The 23,253-nt window shown below is 49.0% G+C and carries 19 protein-coding genes; 1 reads left to right on the top strand and 18 read right to left on the bottom strand.

Features of this window, described 5'->3' with window-relative positions; translation table 11 throughout:
* Positions 1 to 2: 2 nt before the first annotated feature.
* The 11 genes from E4K71_RS03010 to E4K71_RS02960 form a co-directional block, all read right to left on the bottom strand.
* Entirely contained in the window at positions 3 to 2,423 is a 2,421-nt protein-coding gene (locus tag E4K71_RS03010) for a DAHL domain-containing protein (protein WP_135076367.1), read from the bottom strand.
* On the bottom strand, positions 2,420 to 3,421 hold the full coding sequence (locus E4K71_RS03005; RefSeq protein ID WP_206201946.1) for a cytochrome-c peroxidase: 1,002 nt from the start codon (positions 3,419 to 3,421) through the stop codon (positions 2,420 to 2,422). The genes E4K71_RS03010 and E4K71_RS03005 overlap by 4 nt, the downstream gene beginning before the upstream one ends.
* Positions 3,422 to 3,545: 124 nt before the next feature.
* Positions 3,546 to 6,350: an FAD-binding and (Fe-S)-binding domain-containing protein gene (locus tag E4K71_RS03000; RefSeq protein ID WP_135076364.1), complete on the bottom strand. Its 2,805-nt coding sequence runs from the start codon at positions 6,348 to 6,350 to the stop codon at positions 3,546 to 3,548.
* Positions 6,351 to 6,385: 35 nt separating this feature from the next.
* Positions 6,386 to 7,630: a methyl-accepting chemotaxis protein gene (locus tag E4K71_RS02995; protein ID WP_135076361.1), complete on the bottom strand. Its 1,245-nt coding sequence runs from the start codon at positions 7,628 to 7,630 to the stop codon at positions 6,386 to 6,388.
* Between the two features lie 76 nt (positions 7,631 to 7,706).
* Positions 7,707 to 11,156, bottom strand: a complete 3,450-nt coding sequence (locus E4K71_RS02990; protein ID WP_135076358.1) for a pyruvate carboxylase — start codon at positions 11,154 to 11,156, stop codon at positions 7,707 to 7,709.
* 17 nt (positions 11,157 to 11,173) lie between these two features.
* Complete coding sequence (locus tag E4K71_RS02985) at positions 11,174 to 11,830, bottom strand: lactate utilization protein (RefSeq protein ID WP_135076355.1); 657 nt, start codon at positions 11,828 to 11,830, stop codon at positions 11,174 to 11,176.
* On the bottom strand, positions 11,823 to 13,262 hold the full coding sequence (locus tag E4K71_RS02980) for a LutB/LldF family L-lactate oxidation iron-sulfur protein (RefSeq protein WP_135076352.1): 1,440 nt from the start codon (positions 13,260 to 13,262) through the stop codon (positions 11,823 to 11,825). The genes E4K71_RS02985 and E4K71_RS02980 overlap by 8 nt, the downstream gene beginning before the upstream one ends.
* Complete coding sequence (locus tag E4K71_RS02975) at positions 13,249 to 14,007, bottom strand: (Fe-S)-binding protein (RefSeq protein ID WP_135076349.1); 759 nt, start codon at positions 14,005 to 14,007, stop codon at positions 13,249 to 13,251. Before E4K71_RS02975 ends, E4K71_RS02980 begins: the two co-directional genes overlap by 14 nt.
* Positions 14,008 to 14,018: 11 nt before the next feature.
* Entirely contained in the window at positions 14,019 to 15,401 is a 1,383-nt protein-coding gene (locus E4K71_RS02970) for a TRAP transporter large permease subunit (RefSeq protein WP_135076346.1), read from the bottom strand.
* Positions 15,402 to 15,405: 4 nt separating this feature from the next.
* Positions 15,406 to 15,987: a TRAP transporter small permease subunit gene (locus E4K71_RS02965; protein ID WP_135076343.1), complete on the bottom strand. Its 582-nt coding sequence runs from the start codon at positions 15,985 to 15,987 to the stop codon at positions 15,406 to 15,408.
* Between the two features lie 181 nt (positions 15,988 to 16,168).
* Positions 16,169 to 17,218: a TRAP transporter substrate-binding protein gene (locus E4K71_RS02960; RefSeq protein WP_135076340.1), complete on the bottom strand. Its 1,050-nt coding sequence runs from the start codon at positions 17,216 to 17,218 to the stop codon at positions 16,169 to 16,171.
* A gap of 286 nt (positions 17,219 to 17,504) precedes the next feature.
* Here E4K71_RS02960 and E4K71_RS02955 point away from each other — a divergent pair, with 286 nt between their 5' ends.
* Positions 17,505 to 18,281, top strand: coding sequence for an FCD domain-containing protein (locus E4K71_RS02955; RefSeq protein WP_135076337.1), 777 nt, complete (start codon positions 17,505 to 17,507; stop codon positions 18,279 to 18,281).
* Positions 18,282 to 18,309: 28 nt separating this feature from the next.
* On the opposite strand, the gene mobA is transcribed toward E4K71_RS02955, so the two are convergent.
* From mobA to E4K71_RS02925, 7 genes are all read right to left on the bottom strand, one after another.
* Positions 18,310 to 18,891, bottom strand: a complete 582-nt coding sequence (mobA, locus tag E4K71_RS02950; protein WP_135076333.1) for a molybdenum cofactor guanylyltransferase MobA — start codon at positions 18,889 to 18,891, stop codon at positions 18,310 to 18,312.
* A complete protein-coding gene (gene modC / locus E4K71_RS02945; protein WP_135076330.1) occupies positions 18,888 to 19,982 on the bottom strand; it encodes a molybdenum ABC transporter ATP-binding protein in 1,095 nt (364 codons plus the stop codon). Before modC ends, mobA begins: the two co-directional genes overlap by 4 nt.
* On the bottom strand, positions 19,979 to 20,662 hold the full coding sequence (modB, locus tag E4K71_RS02940) for a molybdate ABC transporter permease subunit (protein ID WP_135076327.1): 684 nt from the start codon (positions 20,660 to 20,662) through the stop codon (positions 19,979 to 19,981). Before modB ends, modC begins: the two co-directional genes overlap by 4 nt.
* A complete protein-coding gene (gene modA / locus E4K71_RS02935; RefSeq protein WP_135076324.1) occupies positions 20,646 to 21,338 on the bottom strand; it encodes a molybdate ABC transporter substrate-binding protein in 693 nt (230 codons plus the stop codon). Before modA ends, modB begins: the two co-directional genes overlap by 17 nt.
* Positions 21,339 to 21,367: 29 nt before the next feature.
* Positions 21,368 to 22,162, bottom strand: a complete 795-nt coding sequence (locus E4K71_RS02930) for a NapC/NirT family cytochrome c (RefSeq protein ID WP_135076321.1) — start codon at positions 22,160 to 22,162, stop codon at positions 21,368 to 21,370.
* 89 nt (positions 22,163 to 22,251) lie between these two features.
* Positions 22,252 to 22,392: a hypothetical protein gene (locus tag E4K71_RS18135; RefSeq protein WP_167730227.1), complete on the bottom strand. Its 141-nt coding sequence runs from the start codon at positions 22,390 to 22,392 to the stop codon at positions 22,252 to 22,254.
* 166 nt (positions 22,393 to 22,558) lie between these two features.
* Positions 22,559 to 23,251, bottom strand: coding sequence for a DUF2927 domain-containing protein (locus E4K71_RS02925; protein WP_135076318.1), 693 nt, complete (start codon positions 23,249 to 23,251; stop codon positions 22,559 to 22,561).
* Between the last annotated feature and the right edge of the window lie 2 nt (positions 23,252 to 23,253).

Genomic DNA, 23,253 nt, shown 5'->3' with positions numbered 1-23,253 from the left:
CCCTAGACCTTAATCCAGGTCTCTAAAGCACGGCGCAATTGTTCCGGGTCTACAGGCTTGGTGACATAATCATTCATCCCGGCAAGGCGGCATTTTTCCTGTTCTTCGGCCATGGCATGGGCCGTCATGGCAATAATTGGAATATCCGTATCAGCCTTGCGAATTTCCACAGTGGCCTGCACCCCATCCATTTCCGGCATCTGGATATCCATCAAAATAGCACTAAAGCGATTATCACGCGCAGCCTGAACCCCTTCTTTACCATTATTGACAATTTCACAGTCCAGGCCAAAACGTTGTAACAACCCGGCGGCAACCTTTTGATTGATAATATTATCTTCAACAATCAACACTTTGGCCCCTTTGAAATCATGGGGTTCAGCTACCTGTGCTTGTTGTGTGCGCTCGACCTGATTATTCAAAATGGAAAATGATTGCTCCCCTTCAAGAACCGAGAGTCTTGGGCCAATTTTAAATTCAGCAGTAAAGCTAAATGTACTGCCATGTCCCTTTTCGCTTTCCACATGGATTTGGCCTTTCATACGTTCAACCAAATTCTTGCAAATCGCCAAGCCAAGGCCCGTCCCCCCATATTCACGGGTGGTCGACAGGTCGGCTTGAGAGAAGGAATCAAACAGGGTTTCAATTTGTTCTGCACTCAGGCCAATGCCTGTATCCTGTACGCTAAACTGCAAAACAACCCGTTCGCCTGTTCGCTGCACCTCTTCAATTACAAAGGTCACTTCACCTTCATGGGTAAATTTAACGGCATTGCTGGAAATATTGATCAAGACCTGTTTGAGGCGCAATGGGTCGCCAATCAACATATGAGATAACTCAACGTCACGCTGCAGCCTAATCTTCAAGCCCTTTTTCTGCGTATTAAGCGTGGTCAATGTCATGACTTCATCGAAAACATCATCCAGATTAAAAGCAATCTCTTCAAAAGCAAGTTTTCCAGCTTCAATCTTTGAGAAATCAAGAATATCGTTGATAATATCAAGCAAGATATTGGCCGATGACAAAACCTTATTGACGTAATCTTCCTGTTTTTCATCCAGTTTTGTATTCAGCAACAAGTGGCTCAACCCAATCACTGCATTCATGGGTGTTCTGATCTCGTGGCTCATATTTGCCAGAAATGCACTCTTGGACTGGCTCCCCTGTTCCGCCTTGTCACGGGATTTTTCAAGGGCGGTTTCCATGTTCTTGAGTTTTGTAATGTCCGTGCGGATCGACACATACTGGAAGGGTTTCTTCTGCTCATTCAAAAACGGTACAATGGTGGAATCCACCCAATATTCCCGTCCATCCTTGGCAATATTTTTAATCACCCCATGCCAGACATGCCCGGAAGAAATGGTTGTCCACATTTCCTTGAAAAACTCAGATGAATGTTCACCGGATTTCACAATACGATGATTTTCTCCCAGTAATTCTTCCAGTGTATAGCCACTAATATCACAGAATTTCTGGTTAACGTAGGTAATCCGCCCCCTCACATCAGCGATACTCACAATCGCATGTTCATCAAGCGTATTTTTCTGGAAATTGAGCTGCGTCACTGTTTCGTGCAATTTCTGGGAAGAACGCGCCAAACGATACAACAGGCTTGCAATCATAACCGCCAACAAAGCAGCTAAAGCAATCAGAAAACTCTTATAGGCTTCCACACTTTTGAGCTTTTTTTGATGGGCACTCAAATAGGTATCCTGCACATCACGTACCAGACGGTCCATGGGAATGGCCAGCATCGTATTTAAAAGGCCATCGACCTCATGCTTATATTCAATAATGGCTTCGGCATGTATGATCACACCGCGCAAAACCTCATCGACCTCAGCAGGTAAGCCATTATGAAGGGGCTTTAGCATAGCAAGAGATCGGTTCACTTGCTCAATATGTTCAAAACCATAATCCTGGGAGAAAATTAGCCCTTCAACCAACAATATTCTGGCAGCTTCGATTTTTTGCGGGTCGATCTGATGTTTGATTGCCGCAGCAATAAATTCACGGGTAACAACAGGTAGATAGTTCACTGAATTCTTTAAAATCGCCAAATGGGATTTGAAATCTTCCACCACATCCTGCTTTTGGGAAAAGCCATCTGCATAGGCTTGCCACACTGAAATAAGTGTCTGCTCCTCCTCAAAGGGAATTTTCCCCTTTAGTTCCAAACCCTTGCGATTTGCATCTTGCTGTGCGGCCACCAACGTATCAAAATTGGGTAACATACCAAAACGGGTTTCCACCGCCACGGCTGCAAAATGCCCTAAAGCTTCTTCCAACACAGCCACACTGTGAAGGGTGCGTGCGTGTTTTTCCCCATCAATGTTTGGGCTTTGAAAATAGACAATTGCCAAGGCAGTCAAGACAAAGGTAAGCCCGATCCATTCAACGGGTCTGACAACATCCCATTTCATGGCTTGATTTCCCCTGTCAGGCTTTTCAAAAAGGCCACAATCAACTCAACCTCATGGTCTTTAATAGACCGTCCCAATTGATATTTCGCCATGGTTTTGACAGCAGCCTGCAACGTTTTGGCCGCCCCGTCATGAAAATAGGGGGCCGTCAATTCAATATTGCGCAGGCTGGGGACCTTAAATTCAAATTTATGTTCTTCAACACCGGTGACGTTATAGCGCCCCCAGTCTGCCTTGGTGATATTGCCCCGGTCCTTAAAATAATCACGAAAAACACCAAGCTTTTCATACATATTGCCGCCGACGGCCACCCCCTGATGGCATGAAGAACAGCCAAACCCTTTAAACAGGACATATCCCTGTTTCGCCTCTTGTGACAAGGCATCATCTTCTCCGCGCAAGAAACGGTCAAACGGACTGTTTGGCGTGAGCAAATAGCGCTCATACGTCGCAATGGCCGACCTGATCGTATCTGGGTGAATGCCCTTTTCAGGATAAAGTTTGGCAAAACGCTCTTTATATTCGTCATCAGCGTTAAGTTTCTGCACAATTTCCGGCCAATTGCTTGCCATTTCCAAGGGAGAATGGGTCGGGCCATCAATTTGTGCTTCCAAGGTTGGTGAACGACCATCCCAAAATTGTACAAAATGCAATCCACTGTTGAGGACTGTTGGAGTATTAATGGGTCCCTGGCGCCCTTCCACCCCGACAGACACAATCAACCCGTCCATCCCACCTTGTTCAATGGGATGGCAAAAGGCACACGAAACCGTGTCATCCGTGGACAAACGCGGATCATGAAACAAATCGCGCCCTAGTGAAACGATATCCGGGTCTTCACCGCTATGTAAGGGGATAGGCGTAATCGGTTCATTTTTATATTTTAAAATAGCCCCATCGCCAGCCTGAACCGGGGAAGAAAATACAAACACTGCCATACAGGCGGCAAGCAGACGCACCCCGGCTGGCAATAACTTATAGCTGTTTTCCCCGTTCATTTCACACTCATTTACCCGGCACTTTGTTGGGGCCATGATGCAAGGATCAGCACTTAATGTCAAACCAATACATTAAGATAATGTAATATCCCACCTTTACGTTGGGTTCAGGCAACTCAACCTGCTATTGAGAACATTCATCCAAAAGATAAACGATAGAACGATATGGGAATCCTGCCTTTTCACTGAGACCAATCTCACACGTTCTACTGGTTGAATACCCTTCAAAAACACCTTTCAAGCTTGCAGGCAACTTGCGCAAGGCATGTTCATTTAACTCAGGTGTATTAAAGCCCTTATCCCCGGCCCAGCCACAGCAACCGACCCCTTCGGGCACGACGACTTCGCTGACGCACGCTTGGACCACAGCCTTCATCTTGCCATCAAGGGCCATTTTCTGGGTGGAACAGGTTGGATGGATCGCCACTTTGCGTTCAATCTTTTTCAGTTCCAGACGCGGCATCACCTGATCATGCATAAATTCCGTCATATCAAAGCTTTGCAGTTTCTCCCCTTTCAGCGCATTCATACGGAAGGCACAGGGCGAAGTATCAAACAACACGGGATATTTCCCGCCTTCAGATGCTTTAAGCAAAGCCACCTCCAGCTCTTCGGCCTTACCATCTGCCGTATCTTTCAACCCCTTACTGTCAAATGGCTGACCACAACACAGATTTTTGAGCCCATCAGGGTAACGTACCGCAAAACCTGCACGTTTGAGCAAACGTTCGGTGACTTCCGGCAAAGGTGTCTTTTTTTCATCATTGCGCGCTGGCCCCATGGTGCGCGATGCACAGCTCGGAATATAAACCACCACATCCTTTTCTGCTTTTTCAGATGGTTGTGGATCAAATGAAATCCCTGTAGGCATGGCCGGGGTCCAGCGTGGCATACGCTTACCAGATAAGCTGCGCATGCCATCCGTCATTCCCTGCATGATCTTGGAACCCAAAATCCCATGGGCAAGGTTGGCTGCTTTTAACCCCATGGAAGTCGCCCCCATAGCCGTGCCATAATGATCGGCAAACCACTGCCCAATCTTGCCTGCACTTTCACCCGCTTCGCGCCCACGCAACATTTTGACCAAAGCACCTGTTTCAATCCCCACCGGACAAGCCGTCGCACAAAGCCCGCAAGCTGCACAGGTCTCCATCCCTTGGTAGGCATAAAGATTACGCAGGTCCGTGCTATTTTCGCCCTGATCATCACGACGCGAAATCTCACGCCAGCCCACAATGCGTTGGCGCGGCGTTAACGTCAGGTGACGCGATGGGCATTTCGGTTCGCAAAACCCGCATTCAATACATTTATCAACAATCTCTTCAGACGCAGGCAGGGGTTTTAGATTTTTCAAATGAATATCTTTATCATCATTCAAAATAACGCCGGGGTTCAAAATTTCCTGTGGATCAAACAGCGCCTTAATCCGTTTCATCAAGGCAAAGGCATCTGCCCCCCATTCCATTTCCACAAACGGGGCCATATTACGCCCGGTGCCATGTTCTGCCTTTAAGGAGCCATCATATTTTTTGACCACCATTTCACAGACGGCATCCATGAATTTCCCGTAACGTTCAACTTCACTTTCCGTATTGAAATCCTGTGTAAAGACGAAATGCAGGTTACCTTCAAGTGCATGACCAAAAATGATCGCTTCATCATAATGGTAGTCCTTGAAGATATGATGGAGATCCACAAGACCATCGGCCAAATGTTCAATCGGAAAGGCAATATCTTCAATAATCACGCTCGTGCCAGTTTCACGCATGGCACCAACTAAGGGGAAGAGCCCTTTACGAATACCCCAGTAGCGCGCACAAACGTCCGGATCATCTGAAAATTCAACAGGTTGCACCGTTGGGATATGGGCAAAAGAGCGGGTTGCCTCTTCAATCAAGGCGCTCAGCTCACCACAATTTTCCCCACGAACCTCAATCAACAAGGCTGTGGCATCTTCGGGCAGATCTTTAAGGAAAGACGGCATCCCCTCTTTATCTTCAACGGAATGCAGCCCCGCACGGTCCACCAGCTCCACCGCTGACACCGGCGCGTTTTTCAGTGCTTGCACGGCCTTGGCAGCAATTTGACAGGTTTCAAAATACACCATGGCCGAGGCTTTATGGCTATGTTCCACACACGTGTCATAAGTGACTTCGGCAATAAAGCCCAATGTACCTTCTGAGCCGATCATCAAATGCTGCAAGATATCAATCGGGTCTTCATAATCAATCAAGGCATTCAGGCTATAGCCCGTGGTATTCTTGATCTTGAATTTCTTTTCAATACGCGCTGCTAAAACAGGATCAGCCTTGACCTCATCACGCAGGGCCGACAGACCATTGAGCAATTCAGAATGGGACTGGCGGAAAATCTGAACAGACTGTTCATCACCTGTATCCAACAATGTACCATCTTGTAAGATCAAACGCATAGACGACAGGGTGCGATAGCTGTTTTGCGCTGTGCCACAACACATACCTGAGGCATTATTGGCCGCAATCCCGCCAATTTTCGCCGCATTGATCGAAGCTGGGTCCGGCCCGATTTTCTTGCCAAACGGCGCAAGCTTGGCATTGGCCTGCCCGCCGATGACACCGGGTTGCAGACTGACGGTTGAATGATCATCCGCCAAATCAAAACCATTCCAGTTATCCCCCAGCAATCCCAAAACACTATCGGTCACTGCTTGGCCCGACAAGCTTGTGCCCGCAGCACGGAAAGTGACAGAGACATCATGGGCGCGACATTGCTCCAAAAGTGTCTGAACATCGTCTTCACTTTCCACAATCACAACGATTTGCGGGATCAGTCGATAGAAGCTCGCATCTGTTCCATAAGCAAGGGTGCGCAATGGGTCTGTAATCAAGCGCTCTTGCGGGAAAGTCTTCTGTAAATGTGTATGAAGATCGTTATAGGGAGATTTCAGCATGTTCTTCTTCTTTCGACTTGGAGCTTCATAGTATCTTATTGCACACGCAACGACTCAATCACTTCTTTCATATCTTCTGAAAGAGAGCGTACATCGCTTCGCAGGCTTTGCATAGTCTGGGCAACTGTTTGCACCCGTTCTTCTGTGGACTGAGCCAGACCAATCACCTCGGAAATCTCAGAAGAAATCTGCGCAGCCGCCCCAGCAGCCTGTGTGGAATTTTCTGCAATTTCGTGTGTGGCCTGTGCCTGTTGATTGGTCGCTTCTGAAACAGAACTGACAATTTCATTGATGCCAATGACCGAAGATGAAATCCGGCTCATCGCCTTAACCGATTGTCCGGTTTGTGACTGGATATGCTTGACTTGTGCAGAAATTTCCTTGGTCGCCTTATCTGTCTCTTTCGCCAAACTTTTGACTTCGCTGGCAACAACGGCAAATCCCTTGCCCGCCTCACCTGCACGTGCTGCTTCAATGGTGGCGTTCAGCGCTAACAAGTTGGTCTGACTGGAAATCCCGGTAATCAACTGGACAAACTGCCCAATCTGATCGGCAGCTTCTTCCAGCTGAACAATCTGGTTACTGGTCTCACCTGAAATTTCATGCATTTCATCCACCGCCCCGGCCACATCGCCAACCTGACGGGTAATTTCCCCAACCGAAGCACTGAGTTCCGTTGTCGCTGCTGAGACCATTTCCACATTTTGCTGGGTCGACAGGCTGGCATTTGACACATTTTGACCGCTATGAACCGTGGATGTCATTTGCTCCCCCATCATCTGGCACAGCTCGTCCAAGGCACGGATGGAACCACGGATAGAATCCAGACTACAATTTAAACGTTTTTCCAGAATATTGGCCAGTTCAGCCTTATGACGGCTTTCCATGGATTGAGCTTCCAGCATGGTGCGGATTGAAAGATGGACAATGGCTGCATAAGCCCGCGCCTTTTCCAACGGCCCACCCACACCGATGCTACACACCCGCATACCTTCCACATCCAAAGCCATATTGCGCCCTTCACGCATCCCTTCGGACTTGGCGGCTTCCTGAGCACTAACATCATATACATCCATCTGCCCGGTCATAATCTGACCAGCAATATCATGAATATCACCAATGCGCTCATGGATGGAGGAAGCGAGAATCTTCCCCTTCTCCCCCATGAAGGAGATAATACATTCCGTTTGGTCCGCAATCAGGTCACAAACTTCCTGTGCATAGGACACATCCAATTTAATGGTTGTCACCCCTTGCTCCCCCTGTCCTGTCTGGTTCATTTCAAGTTACTCCTTAAAATTAAAAGCGCATCTTGTTGTTGTTTTTAATGTGATGCGCTTTTACATGCGTGACGTCTTAGTCAATCACCATCAACAGATCTTTGGTATCGACCTGGGTTCCTGCAGTTGCGATGACTTTTGTGATGGTGCCGGGTTTGTCGGCCAGAACGGATGTTTCCATCTTCATGGCTTCGATAGACAGCAGTACATCACCGCGTTCCACACGATCACCTTCCTTGACCGAGACAGACACCACCAGGCCCGGCATGGGGGCGCCGATGTGGTTTTCGTTGCCGTCTTCGGCTTTTGGCGCCGCTTCTTTCAGCGGAGCCTGGGTTTTATCGGTGATCTTCACGTTACGCGGCTGACCATTCAGTTCAAAAAAGACTGTACGCTTGCCTTCTTCATCCGCATCACTGATGGCGCGAAAGCGAATGAACAGGGTCTTGCCTTTTTCAAGGTCCACCGCTATTTCTTCACCCGGTTCCATCCCGTAGAAGAACGCCCCTGTGGGCAGAACCGTCACATCGCCATATTGATTTTGATGGCTGACATAATCACGAAACACCTGCGGATACATGATGTAAGAGGCCAGTTCATTATCTGTGATCTCACGCCCTGCCAAGTCACTGGCGGCTTGCTTTTCAGCATCCAGATCCAGCGGTTCCATGACAGAACCGGGGCGCACCGTAATGGGTTCTTCGCCTTTGAGCACTTTTGCTTGCAGCTCTTTAGGGAAGCCCCCTGTGGGCTGGCCCAACTCGCCTTTAAAGAAAGACACTACACTTTCCGGGAAGGCAATTTCCTTATCCGGGTTTTCCACATCGGCGCGGGTCAGGCTTGACGTCACCATCATCAGGGCCATATCACCAACAACCTTGGAAGATGGCGTGACCTTGACGATATCGCCGAACATCTGGTTGACCTCGGCATAGGCATCAGAGACTTCACTCCAATGTTCTTCAATCCCGAGGGAACGAGCCTGTTGGCGCAGGTTGGTATACTGACCACCGGGCATTTCATGGTTATACACATCCGATGTGCCACAGCGGATATCGCTTTCAAAGCCCACATAGTTGGCACGGACCTGCTCCCAGTAATCAGAGACTTCGCGCATGGCGAGCTGATCAATACCGGTATCACGTTCCGTATTGCGAAGGGCCGCCACGATAGAGCCCAGATTGGCTTGTGAGGTCAAGCCGGACATAGCATCCAGAGCCCCATCGGCAATATCCAGACCTTCTTCATTCATGGCCATGATGGTGGCCCCGGCGATACCGGATGTGTCATGGGTATGGAAGTGGATCGGAATGGAGACTTCGTTTTTCAAGGCCCGCATGAGCTGACGCCCGGCTTCGGGTTTGAGCAAGCCTGCCATATCCTTAATCGCCAGAATATGAGCGCCTGCTTTTTCCAGTTCCTTCGCCATATTGACGTAATAGGTCAGGTCATATTTGGCGCGGTTCGGGTCGAGAATATCGCCAGTATAACAAACGGTGGCTTCACAGACCTTGCCAGTATCGAGCACCGCATCCATGGCGATGCGCATATTTTCAACCCAGTTGAGGCTATCAAAGACACGGAATACATCCATGCCGGCTTCCGCTGAACGGTTGACCAGATATTTCACCGCATTATCTGGATAGTTGGTATAGCCCACCCCGTTTGAAGCACGCAGCAACATTTGTGTTAAATGGTTCGGCATGGCCGCGCTGAGGCGTTCCAGTCGATCCCACGGACATTCTTTCAAGAAGCGCATGGCCACATCGAACGTTGCCCCGCCCCAACATTCAATAGAGAACAATTCCGGCAAGCGCGCCGCATAAGTCGGAGCAATCTTGACCAGATCGTCTGTGCGCACACGGGTTGCCAGCAAGGACTGGTGCGCATCCCGCATGGTGGTATCGGTCAAGAGCAATTGTTTTTGCGCAAGGACCCAATCAGCCACCGCCTTTGGCCCGTCTTTTTGAAGCTTTTGCTTCAAGCCCTCTTGCAGGGGAACCGCATGGCTGGGGGCAACCGGATGGTGGATATGATCAGGTGCCTTGCGCCCCAAAACTTCCGGGTTGCCATTGACCATGACTTCACCCAGGAAATTGAGGATTTTAGAGGCACGGTCCTGACGTTTGGGCATATCAAACAGTTCAGGCGTGGTATCGATGAATTTAGTAGTATAGGCTCCAGTCAGGAACTTTTCATGGGACAACACGTTTTCCAAAAAGACCAGATTGGTCGCCACACCGCGAATACGAAATTCACGCAAGGCACGATCCATACGCGCAACGGCCTCATTCGGGCTTGCCCCCCAGGCAGTGACTTTTTCCAGCAAGCTGTCGTAATAACGTGTGACAAGTGCGCCAGAAAAGGCCGTACCGCCATCAAGGCGAATACCAAAGCCAGTGGCCCCACGGTACGCGAGGATTTTACCGTAATCGGGGATAAAGTTGTTTTCTGGGTCTTCTGTGGTGACACGACACTGGATGGCGTGACCATGCAGTTTGATCTCATCTTGAACAGGTACACCGCTGTCATCGCGGCCAATCATGGCGCCTTCACAGATGCGAATTTGGGCCTGAACGATATCAATGCCAGTCACGACCTCTGTCACCGTATGTTCCACCTGAACACGCGGGTTCACTTCGATGAAGTAGAATTCTTCGGTGTCCACATCCATCAGGAACTCAACGGTACCGGCGCAAGAATAACCAGCTGTGCGAGCAATTTTCAGGGCCGCTTCACACAACTCGTTGCGTTTTTCATCATTCAGATATGGCGCAGGGGCGCGTTCCACTACTTTCTGGTTACGACGCTGAACCGTACAATCGCGTTCAAACAGGTGAACGATATTACCGTGGGTATCGCCCATGATCTGGACTTCCACGTGGCGGGCACGACGGACCAGTTTTTCCAGATAAATCTCGTCATTACCGAAAGCAGCCTTGGCTTCACGCTTGGCCGCATCGACCTGTTGCAGCAGTTCCGCTTCACTTTCAATTTCGCGCATGCCACGGCCACCGCCGCCCCAGGATGCCTTGGTGATCATGGGGTAGCCAACTTTAGCGGCTTCTGCCTTAATGATCGCCTCATCTGCGGGTAAAGCGTCAGTTGCAGGCACCACTGGCGCACCAGCGCGAACGGCCAGTTCACGGGCCGATACCTTATTGCCCAGACCTTCCATCACTTCCGGGCTGGGGCCGACAAAGATGATACCTTCTTCACGACAACGACGCGCAAAGATCGGGTTTTCTGACAAAAGGCCATAACCGGGGTGAACCGCATCCACATTGGCATCTTTGGCCACACGGATGATGGTTTCAATATCAAGATAGGCTTCAACCGGACCTTTGCCCTCGCCAATCAAGTACGACTCATCAGCCTTAAAACGATGAAGGGCAAAACGGTCTTCATTGGAATAAATCGCAACAGTCTCAATGCCAAGCTCACTTGCCGCACGGCAAATACGAATGGCAATCTCACCACGGTTGGCGGCTAACAGCTTGCGGATCTTTTCGGGACGCGTGATCATGATGTAATGCTCTTTGCTTAATCGTGAATAATAAGGACAATCAGTTCTTTGGGGCCATGCACGCCGTAACAGAGTTCTTGCTCAATATCGGCTGTCTTACTGGGACCTGAAATCAACAGGGCATTTGTCGGCATATTGGCCGCCCACTGATTTGTCTCAATTGCTTCATAAAATGTGGTGTAGAATTTATCAGCTTCAACAACCGCGATATGGATCGGCGGTGTCAGCGATAAAAGACGTGGCTCTTCCTTGGTTGGCCATAAAATGACACTGCCCGTTTCAGCAACCGCGCCCAATGTGGAGGTAATGGCCGCATCAATATCAAACAGGATGTCTTTACATTCTTCCATCGCCTTGTTGTAAGGCACCAAGGCAGCGTCTTTATTTTGCCAGTTTTCTTCAAGGTTGCGACCCAAGTGGCTGGACGGACCATAAAGCATATGGCGCACACCTTTTTGCACCAAAATCTCTTCCAGCTTTTGTGTCCAGTCTGCACGATCAAGGTCAAACACTTGGGTATTTACCGCAGTGGTGACTTCCTTATATTTGCGAATGCGCTCTTCTGCACTCAGCTGTTTTTCTTTCAACACATTGAAATCAGAAGCGTCAAAAGACTTGGAAGGCGCAGCTGCATTCAGTTTGGCAAGAATGTTATCTCTGGCAGTATTAGTCATCTTTCACATCCATTTTCTTAACAAGGTCATGTAGGGTCTGTGACGCAAACTTCGGCTTGGAACGAACAGAGGTCCATTCAGATAGCATGGGCAGGCTTGAGGGCATTAAATTGCCCATCTTGCTCATGGCTTTGGTTGCGACCTTATAGGTTGTCGGATTGGCATTCATGGCTTTCCAGCCTTTCCAGCTGGCATGTTCCACAGCAGAAGACTTGCTGCCCCGGCCCTTAACCGGATGTTCACCATGGGGGCAGTTTCCAGCATTTTCATCGCGCAGACGCACCAGCATCTTGGCAATGGGAATTTTCACCGGGCAAATCTCAACACAGGCATTACACAATGTTGAAGCGCTTGGGTGTTCCGGGTAGTTATCCAGCCCTTCCAGCTGTGGCGTGAGAATTTTCCCAATTGGGCCAGGATAAACCCCACCATAGGCATGACCGCCCACACGGGTATAGACCGGACAATGGTTCATGCACGCCCCACAACGAATACATTGCAGGGTATCGCGTGTTTCAGCATCGCGATAAACGTCTGAACGTCCATTATCCAGCAAGACAAGATGGACTTCTTCAGGGCCGTCTTTCTCGCCTTTTTTGCGTGGGGAACTGATCATGTTGAAATAAGTAGTGATGGGCTGGCCCGTCGCTGATCGGGTCAACAAACTTAACAACGCGGGGACATCGCTTAAGTTTTCCACCACTTTTTCGATCCCGGTGACAGCAATATGGACAGGGGGAACTGTCGTCACCATCCGCCCGTTACCTTCGTTTTCCACGAGGCAGAGCGTTCCGGTCTCGGCCACCGCAAAATTCACACCCGACAGGCCAGCGCCTGCCTCGGCAAATTCACGGCGGAGTTCTTTACGGGCAATTTCTGTCAGCTTGGCGGCATCTTCCGTATAAGGGGTGCCCGGCAGCTTATCTTCAAACAGTTTTGCAATTTGCCCTTTGTTCATATGGATTGCAGGCATGATGATGTGGGATGGCATTTCTTCGGCCATCTGCACAATATATTCGCCTAAATCCGCTTCTAAGGCTTTAATCCCATGAGGTTCCAGAAAATGGTTCAGTTCCATTTCTTCTGACACCATGGATTTCCCCTTCACCACGGTTTTCACATCGTGAGATTGAAGGATGCCTAAAATAATCTCGTTGGCCTGATCGACATTTTCCGCCCAATGGACCTTAATGCCGTTTTTGGTCAGGTTTTCTTCCAGCTGCACCAGCAATTCAGGCAGTTTGGACAGCGCACGTTTCTTGATGCTTTCGCCAAGGGCACGCAAGCGTGTCCATTCATCCACATCTTCAAACTGGGCGGCACGTTTGGTCATCAAACCATCCATGGCCTTGCGGAAATTCCCGCGCAGTTCCTGATCCTTTAAAGCCTCAGACACGCGGCCTTTGAAATTTTTACCGTTAACGATCCCCATTGGTACGCTCCCATAAAAATTCTGCCAGATGTTGGCCGGAAAGGTCACTGCTGCGGTGTTCCATATGGCCGGTGATATTCATCATGCAGCCACAATCCCCAGAAATCAGCTTATCCGCCCCTGTGGCTTCGGCGTCATCAACCTTATCTGACACCATAGCCGCAGAAATTTCTGGCTGACGCACGGCGAATGTACCGCCAAAGCCGCAACATTCTTTTTCACGTTTCAGTTCAACCAGTTCCACATTGGACAGTTGCTTGATCAGCTCTTTTGGCTGTTCGCGCACACCCATTTCACGCTGGGAGTGACACGAGCCATGCCAGGTGATTTTCAGCGGGTCCCCTTTATCTTCAAGAGACACTTTCAACACATTGAGCAAAAAGTCACTGAGTTCGAAGACACGCGAAGCCAGTTCACAAGCCTTGTCATAATCGCGATCACCCTCAAACAGTTCAGGATAATGTTTATGCATCATCCCGGCACAGGACCCAGATGGCAGCACAACCGGAATGTTCTTGGGGAACAGGTCAAGTTGGGCACGGGCGACTTCGCGGGCTTCATCACGGTGACCGGAATTAAACGCAGGCTGGCCGCAGCAGCTTTGGCCTTGGGGGAAGATCACGTCCACCCCCTCGCGTTTGATCAATTCAATTCCGGCAACCCCTGCCTTGGGATAGAAGAGATCCACAAGGCAGGTACCAAAGAAGTACACGGATTGAGGTTTATCAGGATAGGTTCGGCTCATGAACTTACTCCTTAGTTATAGGCCACAGAGGGCAACCAGGTGACGAGTGTCGGATAGAAGAAAATAATTGCCAGACCGATGAGCTGTAGGATGATGAAAGGAACAACGCCTTTATAGATATCCATCAACTTGATTTCCGGCGGACAAACGCCTTTGAGATAGAAAAGGGCAAAACCTACAGGTGGGGTTAAGAAACTGGTTTGCAAGGTCATTGCCACCAACATCACGAACCACACCAGATCCGGGTTATCAACCACGCCGTAGCCCGGTACATCCAGACCAAGGGCAGAGATCACAGGTGCCAGCAGCGGCAGCATGATCAAGGTGATTTCAATCCAGTCCAGAATGAAGCCCAGCAGGAAGACAAAGCCCAGGATCACCATGATGATGCCATAAGGGCCAAACGGCAGACCTGTCAGCATCCCTTCGATGATTTCATCACCGCCCAACTCACGCAGAACAAGGGCAAAACATGTGGCACCGAGGAAAATGGCGAAGATATAAGCCGTGGTGTTAAACGTTGCCTTACAAACCTCAAAAAAGACTTTAAAGTTCAGGTTACGATAAAAACCCGCCAGCAGCGTTGCACCCAGTGCACCCACACCGGAAGCTTCCGTCGGTGTTGCCATCCCGGCAAAGATAGAACCCAGTACAGCAAAGATCAGCAAGACAGCAGGAAGAACAGCCTTGGCTACATCCCAGATGACATGAAGTTCAAGTTCGCGGCGATCATCAGATAGCGGCGCTTGATCCGGCTTAATCAGGCCGTAAAAGGTGATATAGATGATGTAAAGTGCACCGAGCAACAAACCGGGGAAGACAGCCCCCATGAACAGATCACCAACAGACAGGGCAAGCTGATCGGCCATGATCACCAACATGATAGATGGCGGGATCAGGATACCAAGACAGCCAGACGCTGCGACCGTACCCACAGCCAGTTGCTTGTTATAGCCTTGTTGCAACATGGGTTGCAGGGACAACAGACCGAGCAGAACAACAGACGCCCCGATAATACCCGTGGAAGCCGCCAGAATAATCCCGATACAGGTCACCGTAATCGCCAGACCACCGCGGACCTTACCGAACAATTCCTGCATAGATTTCATCAGACGTTCAGCAATACCGGATTCATCAAGCATGAGGCCCATAAAGATGAACATGGGCAAGGCGACAAGCACCCAGTTATCCATGATCTTGAAGACACGGTTGACCACAAGGCCAAGGGTGAGGAAATCCAGACCCGTCATTGTGTCCAGATAGATATCGGCAAAATAACCAACACCGGCAAACAGGACACCGACACCGCCCAGAACCCAGGCCACCGGAATCCCCAAAAAGAGGAAGATAATGAAAGTGGCGAACATTGCGCCAACGATGATTTCGTTTTCCATGGTCTTATTTCCCCTTCACAAGCAGGTAAACATCACGAGAAAGACGAGAGAACACAGCCAGACCCAGCAGGCCGAAAGACAGTGGGATCACAGCCTTAATTGCCCAACGAAACGGCAGGCCCAACGGTGCATCAGATCGTTCGCTTGTACGGAAGGCATCCGCAACGAAATCGAGAGAGTGATAGAAAACCACCCAGATAAACGGCATGACAAACAGGAAGATACCGATGATTTCGACAATGCGTTTGGTGCGATCAGAAAAACGGGCATGAAGAATATCCACGCGGATGTGACTGTCGTTTACTTGCGCATAAGACAAGCCCATCATCACACCGATGGCGTAGAAGTGCCATTGCAGTTCTTCCATCCAGACCTGACCGTTGGAAAAGCCATAACGCAGGGCCACATTGCCGATAATGGCAGCTATCAAAAGTGCATTCACACCGCAGACCGCATGGCCGATATGACGAATAAGATTGTCAAGAAAGTCAGGGAAAGCGACGTGTTTTTCATCCTCATGGATTTTTAGTTCGTCGACTTTCTCCGCCACATGGGGATGTGGGGGGAGATCGTTTGGTGTACCCATCTGGTGATCCTCCAGTTTTTGTGCCCTATGGTCATCCTCGCGGAAGCGGGGATCGATTGATCCTTTTGATTCCCGCTTGCGCGGGAATGACGATGCATGGGCGGTAAAAAAAGGGGGCGCGGTGTTCGGGTTAGTCCACCACGCCCCAGTTTATAAGTCAGATACTCTAGGGAGGCGTATCTTACTTACGAGGCAAGAAAGCGTTTGCTTTCCAGATTGCGTACCCGTCGCGGAAAGTTGTCAGATCGTCGTAAACTTTCTTGAAGCCAGCGTCTTTTGCTTCTTCAGCAGCAACTTCTTCCCAAGTGTTTTTGAAAGTGGACAGCATTGTGTCGTTCCAAGTCATGATTTTAACGCCGTTTTTCTCAACGTTTTCTTTCATAGCTTCAAACTGGATGGCTTCACCTTCTGCGAAGGAATGTGCCATGGATGCTTTACAGACGTTTTCAACAGTTGCTTGTTGAGACGCGTCCATTTTCTTCCAAGTGTCGCCATTGATCAGCAGTTCGAAAACTGTTGCTTGCTGGTGCCAGCCCGGGAAGTAGTTGTATTTAACCAGTTTGTGGAAACCGAGTTTCTTGTCGATTGCCGGCATGGAGAATTCAGTGGCATCAATTGCTTTTTTCTCAAGTGCCGGGAAAATTTCGCCGCCTGGCAGCAGGGATGTGGAAACGCCCAGTTTCTGCATCACTTTACCACCCAGACCGAAGAAGCGCATTTTCAGACCTTGCAGGTCTTCCGGCTTTTCAATCGGTTTAGAGAACCAGCCAGAAGTTTCCGGTGCGATGATCGCACAAGGCAGAACTTTTACGTTGTAGCCAGCTGTGTCGTACATTTCTTGATACAGCTTCATACCGTTACCATAGTACAACCACGCCATATATTCACCCGCTTCCGGGCCGAACGGTACAGCAGAGAACAGCGGTGCCGCTTTCATTTTACCAGCCCAGTAACCCGCTGTGGAATAACCAGCGTTTACTTTACCAGTGGAAACCGCATCAAGGATTTCAAACGGTGCAACGAGTTTCTTCGGCTCGTACACTTTCATTTTGATGTCGCCGCCAGAAGCATTCTTCAGTTCTTCTGCAACGCGTACGATCGGCGTACCCAGACCCGGCAGGTGCGTACCAAACGCAACCGGTGTTTTCAAAAGAACTTTACCAGCCATTGCCGGTGCAGCGGAAAGAGAGAGTGCTGCCGCAGCAGCCGTAGCAAGAATAAGCTTACGCATTAAATTATAACCTCCCAAGGTTACATAAATTGGTCAAAAGGCTTGACCGTTAAAACAAATAAAATGGTGACTTTTTCTTATTATTGGCCCTTGAGAAATTCATCTCTTGAGCTACGTCATATAAATTGGTTATATTTTTTTACCAATTTTGTAAATAGGTAAATTTAATTTACCAATTAATTCGTAGGGAGCGCCTAAGTAGTTTTGGGTACGGGTAATTTTCTGCTATATCTAATATGCTGATTGGCAAAATTGAACTCAGACTCAGAAAAACGGCGATAACTCAATGACTTATAAAAAGGTTAAACAGGAAAAAGTCGCAGATGTGGTGGCAAAGAAACTGGAAAACAATATTCTCCAGGGATTATGGGTGCCCGGCGATCGCTTGCCCGCTGAACGCGAACTGGCCGTTCAAATGTCCGTTTCGCGCCCGAGTCTGCGCACCGCGATTCAACAATTGGAAAAGCAGGGGCTCGTGGAAACCAAACAGGGCGGTGGCACCTATGTGAAAAATTTCCTTGCCCAAAGCCTGACTGATCCACTGATGGAAATGTTACAAACCCATCCTGATACGGCCAGTGACTTTGTTGAATTTCGCTCCATCATTGAAGGCAATGCCGCTTATTATGCCGCCCTTCGTTCCACAGATGCTGATCGGGAGATTCTAAAGGGGTGTTTTGAGGCCATGGAAAAAGCCCATGCCGAAGACGACCCCCATGAAGAAGCCGATATTGATGCAGACTTCCACCTTGCCATTGCCGAAGCGTCTCATAATGTGGTGCTGCTTCATATTATGCGGGCCATGGTCAACGTGCTGCGTGAAGGGGTCTTTTACAACCGCATGCAACTTTACACCCGTCGCGGGGCACGTGACCTGTTGCTCAAACAACACCGTGCCATCTATGAGCCCGTCATGTCAGGCGACCCAGACGAAGCGCGCAAAGCTGCCAAAGCTCATTTAAGTTATGTACAAGATGTCATGCGGGACCTGGAACGTGAAGAAATGCGCCAGCAAGTTTCCAGCCAGCGCTTGGAACGCTATAAACAGAAAATGGCGAAGTAAGCATCATCCTTGCGGATGCGGGAATTTTTTAGGAAACGTCCAAATCTTCTGGTCTGTTGGCATTATAAAACGGATCACGCGGTTCAGTTGACCATTCAACCGAGGCATGACGATAGCGCTTGATCCATTGTTTTAATTTACGGATGTCTTCTTCAACAAGAGCGCTACGTAATTCTTCCACCAAGGCTATGGACCATAATCCAACAACAGGATGATCAAACCCGCCAGATCGTGCCATGACGATCTGTGCTTCTTGGTCCAGTGCTACCTGCATCAAGCGTTCCACCAGATCATCCGGTAAAAAGGGCGTATCTGTTGGGACAGATAACAGCCAATCGCCTTGCCCTTTGAAATGGTCCATTCCCGCCAACACCCCGGCCAATGGTCCAATGAACCCTTCCACACTGTCTGATACCACAGGAAGCCCTAAATGATCAAAACGGCTGGCCTCCCCATTGGCGTTGATCACCAGCTCCTTGACCTGAGGAGTAATGGTTGCCAGCACCCGTTCAATAAGCGGCACCCCATCAACCGTGCGAAAGCCTTTATCTCCACCGCCCATACGTCGGGCAAGGCCACCCGCCAGCAACACACCGTAAATTTCACTCATTTCAGCCCCCTGCGCTTGACCATAGAGACACCCTTGACCTGTGCATAAACCGTCTGCCCGACTTCAAAGCCAAAACTATGGAGCGAACGCGTGGTAATACGGGCAATCAAGCGGGCCTGCATCTCTTCACCCAAACATAAAACAATATTGACCCGTGCCTCATCCACCGCATGAATATCACAAATATTGGCCTGCAAAACATTCAAAATGGTTGTTTTAGATGGCTTTTCAACAGCCAGACTGACATCGGTTGCCAAAATCCGCACCCGGCGCTTTTCCCCAATCTCCCCCACATAACCGGGGACCAGCAGCTGTGCCCCACTGAGCCGGAGTGTCGAAAGTTGGTCCTGACTCTCAAAGCCTTCAATAACAGCCTCAAACACACTGGCGGTTTTAGAGCTTTTGGCAATGAATAGGCTGGGGTCAGCAAGAATATCCAACAAAGGGCCATTTGCGCGCACCTGCCCTTTTTCCATCAGGATCATATGATCAGCCAGCCGTTCCACCTCGTCCGTATCATGGGAAATAAAGACAATGGGAATGGACAGCACGTCATTAAGCTTTTCCAGATAAGGAATAATTTCATCCTTGCTAAAGCGATCCAGCGCACTGAGCGGTTCATCCATCAACAACATCTTGGGTGCATTAAGCAGCGCACGCGCAATGGCGACGCGTTGACGCTCCCCCCCAGAAAGGTGCGAGGGGCTACGCTCTAATAAAGAAGTAAGCCCCAACAGGTTCACAACCTCATCAAAATCCAGCCCATCTTGTTGGGTCTTGGCCCGTTTATAACCAAAACGCAGGTTGCCCTTGACAGAGAGATGATCAAACAAATTAGCATCCTGAAAAACATAGCCAATGGCACGTTTATGAGGGGGGACAAAGGTATGGTCATCCTGCCAGACCTCCTCCCCTACCTGAAGAAAGCCTGTCTCAACACGATGAAGCCCGGCAAGGCAGCGCAGTACTGTTGTTTTACCACAGCCCGACTGCCCAAACAGGGCCGTTACCCCTTTTTCCGGAATATGAACATCCACATCCAAGGCGAATTGATCCAGCTGGGTTTGAAAACGTGCGGAAATCTTGCTCATACCCGCCCCCGTCTCAAACGTTTTTCCAGAACCATCATGATCAGGATCACACAAAAGCTAAAGACCAACATGCCTGCGGATAAAACATGAGCCTGCATCCATTCCAAACTTTCCACATGATCATAAATGGCAATGGACAGCACCTTGGTTTCACCGGGGATATTCCCCCCGATCATCAAGACCACGCCAAATTCCCCCACCGTATGAGCAAACCCCAAGACCGCCCCGGTTAACAAGCCTGGTCGGGCCAAGGGCAAGGCCACATTTAAAAAGGCATCCAGTGGTGAAGCGCGCAAGGTCGCTGCGGCTTCCAACGGTTTATGACCAATGGCTTCAAAGGCATTGCGCACAGGCTGGACAACAAACGGCAAGGAGTAAACAACAGAACCAACGACCAAACCTGCAAAACTAAAAGGCAAGCTCTGCCCAAACAGGGACGTTGCCAATTGTCCCACTGGACTATGCGGCCCCAGTGCAATCAGCAGATAAAAACCCAACACGGTCGGGGGCAGGACAAGCGGCAAAGCCACCACTGCGCCAATTGCTTCTTTAAACCATGCCTCAGACCTCGCCAACCACCACGCCAGTGGCGTCCCCAACAGCAATAAGATAAGGGTAGTTAAACCCGCAAGTTTCAAAGTAAGGAGAATGGTTTCCAGCACATCAGCCCCCATAACCATAATGGGTGATGATGGCCTTTGCCTGCGTCCCTTGCAGATAAGCAAGAAAAGCTTTGCCCAGCGTTGTTTCTTTTAACAGGACGGCATCCTGAGCAATCGGTTGATGCAATTTTTCAGGCACAACCCAGATATCTTTTTGGCCCTTCACCTGTGACAAGGCAACAAGGCCGACAATCTGCGGGCTGCTTTGGCTGAATTGGTAAGTTTGGGCAATATTTTCCCCAAAAATCAGTTTATCCTTGAGCTGATCATACACCCCCAGTGCCTGCAAGGTGGCTTGAGCGGCTTGACCATAAGGTGCTGTCTTCGGGTTTGCCATCGCAAGTTTGGAAAATTTCTCAACCTTCAAATCAATCTGAGGCACAAGGGCCAAACGGCCCAGCGCATAGGTAAAGCGGGTTCCCTGAACAGCCAGTCCCTTTTCTTCAGCCAAGCGGGGGCGGTGTTGATCAGCCGCTAAAAACACCTCATAAGGCGCCCCATGCAGGATTTGTGCATAAAGCTTCCCTGTGGAGCCAAAACTGACAATCACCCGATGCCCGGTCTCTTTTTCAAAAACATGGGCGATCTCTTTCATCGGGGCCGTAAAATTGGACGCCACGGCCACATGCACCGACCCGGCCCACGCCGAGACATGCCAGACCAAGCCCACCATCATTGCCCAAATGAATTTCATAAACAGAAACTTCCCCGATTGCACATGGGTTATTTATGCAAATATTCCAGCACCAAGCCAAATTGTTTTTCATTTAAGCTGGTATAGCGTTCCATCACTTTCATATGGCCGGTCCAATCATCAGCGCTATAGTCTTTAGGGTCATAAAGGGCATGGCACAGTCCACAGTCGACTTCCCATAAATTCGCCACATAAGTCTCTTTGGCTTTAGTAATCTGTGCATCATCGCCCATGGCTTTCACTGCTTCAAACTCTTCTTCCCATTGGTCATAGGTTTTGAACAAATTGGGTAAACGGTGTGCCACCCCTTTGTGGCAATCAATGCAGGCTTCCCCTTTTTGGGCAGCAGGGCGCATAAATTTTTGGGCATTTTCGCCTTGTTTATCCAGATGCATGGCCTCATAAGAATGGCAATTTTTACATTCTTGTGAGCCATTTTCACGCATTTGGTTCCAAACCTTGCGCGCCATGTCCATACGATGAGCGTTGAATTTTTCTTTCGTATCAATTTTCCCGATCATTGCGCCGTAAAGCTCGCCTGTGGCCTTGATTTTACGAACCAGCTTTGCCCCCCAGTCTTTAGGGACATGACAATCAGCACAGCCAGCACGCACGCCTGAAGGGTTTTGATAATGGACGGTGCGTTTATATTCTTCATAAACATTATCCTTCATCTCATGACATGAAATGCAGAATTCCGTCTGATTGGTATAATCCAGCGCCATGTGAAAACCACCCCAGCACACCACGCCAATCACAAAGAGTGCGCAAGCAAACGTATAACGGTTACTTTTCGTCCAGAACCAATTCCAGATTTTTATCATTTTTCACTCTTTTTTTCGGCCCGACCATGATGAGGGTCTGCTTATTTCACATATTTGACCACAGGAAAAAGAGTTTTTTGGGCTTGAGCCTATTTTACCTCAAGCTTTTTATCATCATTTGTGCGTGAAATTTTTTCGACAAACTGCAAAAACTTTTCAAGTTCTGCCGAACCGATCAAAACGCCAGGGTTTTGCTTAGCATCTGTATGTTGTTGATATGGCTGTGTCATATGAATAACTCCGATGACTTTCTGTCAATAAAAATGAGTAATTCCCTCAAAGGCGTAGAGATGAGGCCCTTCTGACCTCTTTTTCTTTAACTATACCTGTGGTTACAACACCCCATCAAGAGGCAATATTTTCCTGCTCTTTTACGATAAGAAACGCCAGTTGATCCTATCTATTTTTCTTCTTGCTGGCCTTTTGAACAATATCAAAAAGAACCTTGCGCACCATTGGCTGGGCATCTTCGCGCTTCATACCAGCCTTTAAACGGGGGTCATACAGACCTTTGAGCAAAATCTGGTCAGAAACCGACAGGCTCGTGCGTTTGGAATGTTCATAAAACATGGATTTTTTAAGGACCGTACTGTCATTGGTCAGCCCAAACAGCTGTACTGTTTCTTCAATCAAGCAATGATCGGTTTTATCGGGACGGTCCGATGGAATATAAGCTTTGGCCCCAATGATCTCAAAACTCTTTTTATCCACACTGATTTTACCAAAACAATTAATCCCCGGCTTGGCCTTTCTCGCCAATGCTTTTTTCGGCAGATAGGTAATGATCAAATTGGCCTTTTCCCCTTTTTTTGCCATGCGCATGTTCAGGTTGGTCAAGCGTTTGATCCGTTTCATCAAAGTGAAAAACTTCTCGACCTGATCACGCGTCAATGTGCCAGATGGAGAATAAACAATCGGGCGGTTCCACTTAATCAAGGGTTTGGGCTCACGTCCATTTTTGCCATGTTCATGGACAAAAACAACCGTATTAAACTGCGCGATTAGACTTTTCAGGGTAAGTTTCTCGCTTTGAGCCTGTGCTTGAGCATTCAGCAAGAAAACAAAACAGAAAATAAAAGCCGTTCGCATAA

Origin of the sequence: Terasakiella sp. SH-1 (assembly GCF_004564135.1) — a bacterium.
In the GTDB taxonomy this organism is placed as follows: Bacteria; Pseudomonadota; Alphaproteobacteria; order Rhodospirillales; family Terasakiellaceae; genus Terasakiella.
Note: the sequence above shows the minus strand (reverse complement) of the source record. Positions and strands in the feature narration are given on the sequence as shown.